Genomic DNA, 2,911 nt, shown 5'->3' with positions numbered 1-2,911 from the left:
GGCGGGCCAACCAGACCGTGCGGCAGCAGATCAAGTGGCTCGCGTACGCGGTGGCGCTGACCGCCATCGCCTTTGTCGTCGACGCCGCCGTCGCGCTGGCCGCGCCGGCCAGCTACTCGGCCGTCTTCAAGTTCGTGCAGCTGGTGCCGATGCTGGTCGTGGTCGCCGCCGCCATCGCGATCCTGCGCCACCGGCTGTTCGACATCGACCGGCTGGTCAACCGGACCCTGCTGTACGGCCTGCTGACCGCCTGTGTCGTCGGGATCTACGTGACGGTGGTGGCAGGCCTGAGCGCCCTGGTCGGCGCCCCCCAGCGCGGCATCGGTGTCTCGCTGCTGGCGACCGGGCTGGTGGCCGTCGCCTTCGGGCCGCTGCGGTCGCGGCTGCAGCGGCTGGTTGACCGGCTGCTGTATGGCCAGCGGGCCGACCCCTACCGCACCCTGGCCCTGCTCGGCCGCCGGCTGGAGACCACATTGCAGCTTGGGATGGTGCTGCCGGCAGTGGCCGCCACGGTGGCCGAGGCCTTCCGGATTCCCTACGTGGCTGTCGAGGTCCTGGACCACGGCGGGTACCGCACCCAGGCCGAGCACGGGCAGCCCCCCGGCACCGAGTCGACGCCGCTGCATCTCCCCTTGAGCTACGGCAGCGAACCCGTCGGCCGGCTGGTGCTGGCCGGGCCGGGTCGGCGCGTGGAGCTCGCCCCGGCCGACCGGCGGTTGCTGGGCGACCTGGCCGGCCAGGTCGGCGTGGCGGTGCACTCGGTCCAGGCCGGGGAGGAGGCCGCCCGGCTCTCGGTCGACCTGCAACGATCCCGGGAACGGCTGGTGCTGGCTCGCGAGGAGGAGCGGCGCAGGATCGGCCGTGACCTGCACGATGGGCTCGGCCCACAACTGGCCGGGCTGACCATGACCCTAGAGGCGGCCCGCGACCTCGTCCGGGCCGAGCCCGGCCGCGCCGAGAAGCTACTGGCCGAGCTGCAGGGCCGGGCGGAGCTGGCCGTCGAGGACGTGCGACGCATCGCCCACCAGCTCCGCCCACCGGCCCTGGACGCGCTGGGGCTGGTGGGCGCGCTGCGCAGCCACGCCGCTAGCCACCAGCGGGTCCAGATCACCGTGGACGCGCCACAGCCACTCCCCCCGCTGCCGGCGGCGGTGGAGATCGCCGCCTACCGCATCGTCCTGGAGGCCCTGCACAACGTGATCAGTCACGCGGAGGCCAGTTCCTGCCGCGTGATGCTCCAGGCCGAGCGCGATCCCGAAGCGCTGCGTGTGCAGGTGATCGATGACGGCCGGGGCATGCCGACAGATGCACCGGTCGGGGTGGGCCTGCAGTCGATGCGGGAGCGGGCCGTCGAGCTTGGCGGCAGCTGCATGGTCAGACCAGCCGACGGCGGAGGGACAATGGTCGAGGCCGTTCTCCCGCTGTCCGGGCGCGGAAGGAGTGTGACCCGTGGAGCCGATCAGCATCCTGATCTGTGACGACCACGCCCACTTCCGGGACGGCCTGCGGGCGCTGCTTGAGACCAGCACTGAGGTCGAGGTGGTCGGCGAGGCCCCCGACGGGGCGACGGCGGTGGACGCCTCGCTGGCGCTGCAACCCGACGTGGTCCTGATGGACCTCACCATGCCCGGGATAGGTGGGATCGAGGCCACCCGCCAGCTGCTCGCTGCCTCCCCACACATCAGAGTCCTGGTTCTGAGCATGGTCTCCGACGACGACTCGGTGTTCGCGGCGCTGCAGGCGGGTGCGCGCGGCTACCTGCTCAAGGGCGCCAGGAAGGCCGAGATCCTGCGCGCGGTGCGGGCGGTGGCCAGCGGCGAGGCCATCTTCGACGCAGCCATCGCCAGCCGACTGATCAACTACTTCGCCACCCCGCCACCAGCGGCGACCCCATTCCCGCAGCTGACCAGCCGCGAGGTGGAGATCCTCCGGCTCCTCACCGAGCACCTGACCAACCCCGAGATCGCCGACCGACTCGGTCTGACCACCAAGACCATCCGCAACCACGTCTCCAACATCTTCAGCAAGCTGCAGGTGGCCAGCCGCGCCGAGGCCATCAGCACCGCCCGCCAGGCAGGACTCCGACCCTGATCCCGCCACCGGCGGGACGGACTCCGGCTCGGATCCGCTGACCCGACAGCCTGCTAACAAGCGAACCTCGCCGATGACTTCGCCGGCGTGGTAGAGCCGTCGGGACTCCGCCAGGAGATCATGGCTTTGCATTTGCCCAAGGTGACCTTCCTCGTCGGCTACGAGGCGGCTCTGGTCGAGCTCGACAGATACTGCTGATCCACCAGCAGGCACCGGTAGACAGCATCCGACAGCCGCCGCTTCAGGCACCTCAGCGCCTCCTTGAGCGACTTGCCCTCGGCCAGCTTGCGCCGGTAGTAGGCCTGCCCGGCGCTGGGCCGGCGGGCCTGCACCATCGCCATCATGTACAGGGCATGATTCAGCCTACGATCGCCGGCCCGGGACAGCCGGTGGCGGATCACCTGGCCGCTGGAGGCCTCCAGTGGGGCGGTGCCGGTGTGAGCGGCGAAGTGGTGCTTGGTCGGGAACCGACCGATGTCGCCAACCGCGCCGAGGAACGTGGCCGCCAGCACCGGCCCGACCCGAACAGCTCCAGCAGGCTGGTGTTGGTCTGGGCGATCGCGGTCTTGATCCGCGCCTCCACGGCGGCGATCCGCTGATCCAGCTGGCGGACGTCGGCAATGAGGTCATCGGCCAGCTGCCGGCGGGTGACCGCCGGCGCACCGGCGGGCGTGACCGCGGCCAGCAGCGTCACGGCGCGGTTGGCGGTGGGGTTGCGTCGAGCGCCACCAGGGACCAGGTTCATCAGCAGCCGGTGGAGCCGGTTGATGGTCTGGGTGCGGGCGGCCACCAGGTCCTGGCGCCGCTTGGTTAGCAGATG

General features: G+C 71.1%; 4 protein-coding genes. 2 read left to right on the top strand and 2 right to left on the bottom strand.

The window, feature by feature from the left end:
• The coding region (locus VF468_07040) for a GAF domain-containing sensor histidine kinase (GenBank protein ID HEX5878061.1) at window positions 1-1,478 on the top strand (1,478 nt) is incomplete at its 5' end.
• Window positions 1,450-2,091 carry a response regulator transcription factor gene (locus VF468_07035; protein HEX5878060.1) on the top strand — a complete coding sequence of 214 codons (642 nt, stop codon included), beginning with the start codon at window positions 1,450-1,452 and terminating at the stop codon, window positions 2,089-2,091. The genes VF468_07040 and VF468_07035, both read left to right, overlap by 29 nt.
• Window positions 2,092-2,249: 158 nt before the next feature.
• Here VF468_07035 and VF468_07030 read toward each other — a convergent pair whose 3' ends face one another.
• Both VF468_07030 and VF468_07025 read right to left on the bottom strand, forming a co-directional pair.
• Window positions 2,250-2,435 carry a hypothetical protein gene (locus VF468_07030; GenBank protein ID HEX5878059.1) on the bottom strand — a complete coding sequence of 62 codons (186 nt, stop codon included), beginning with the start codon at window positions 2,433-2,435 and terminating at the stop codon, window positions 2,250-2,252.
• A 53-nt stretch (window positions 2,436-2,488) separates the two neighbouring features.
• The coding region (locus VF468_07025) for a hypothetical protein (protein ID HEX5878058.1) at window positions 2,489-2,911 on the bottom strand (423 nt) is incomplete at its 5' end.

The sequence above is a fragment of the Actinomycetota bacterium genome, from assembly GCA_036280995.1.
Classification (GTDB): Bacteria; Actinomycetota; CALGFH01; order CALGFH01; family CALGFH01; genus CALGFH01.
Note: the sequence above shows the minus strand (reverse complement) of the source record. Positions and strands in the feature narration are given on the sequence as shown.

Bases quoted from the DNA above. Each gene is read 5' to 3' on its own strand.
- VF468_07030 (HEX5878059.1), bottom strand. From the start codon at position 2,435: ATGATGGCGATGGTGCAGGCCCGCCGGCCCAGCGCCGGGCAGGCCTAC.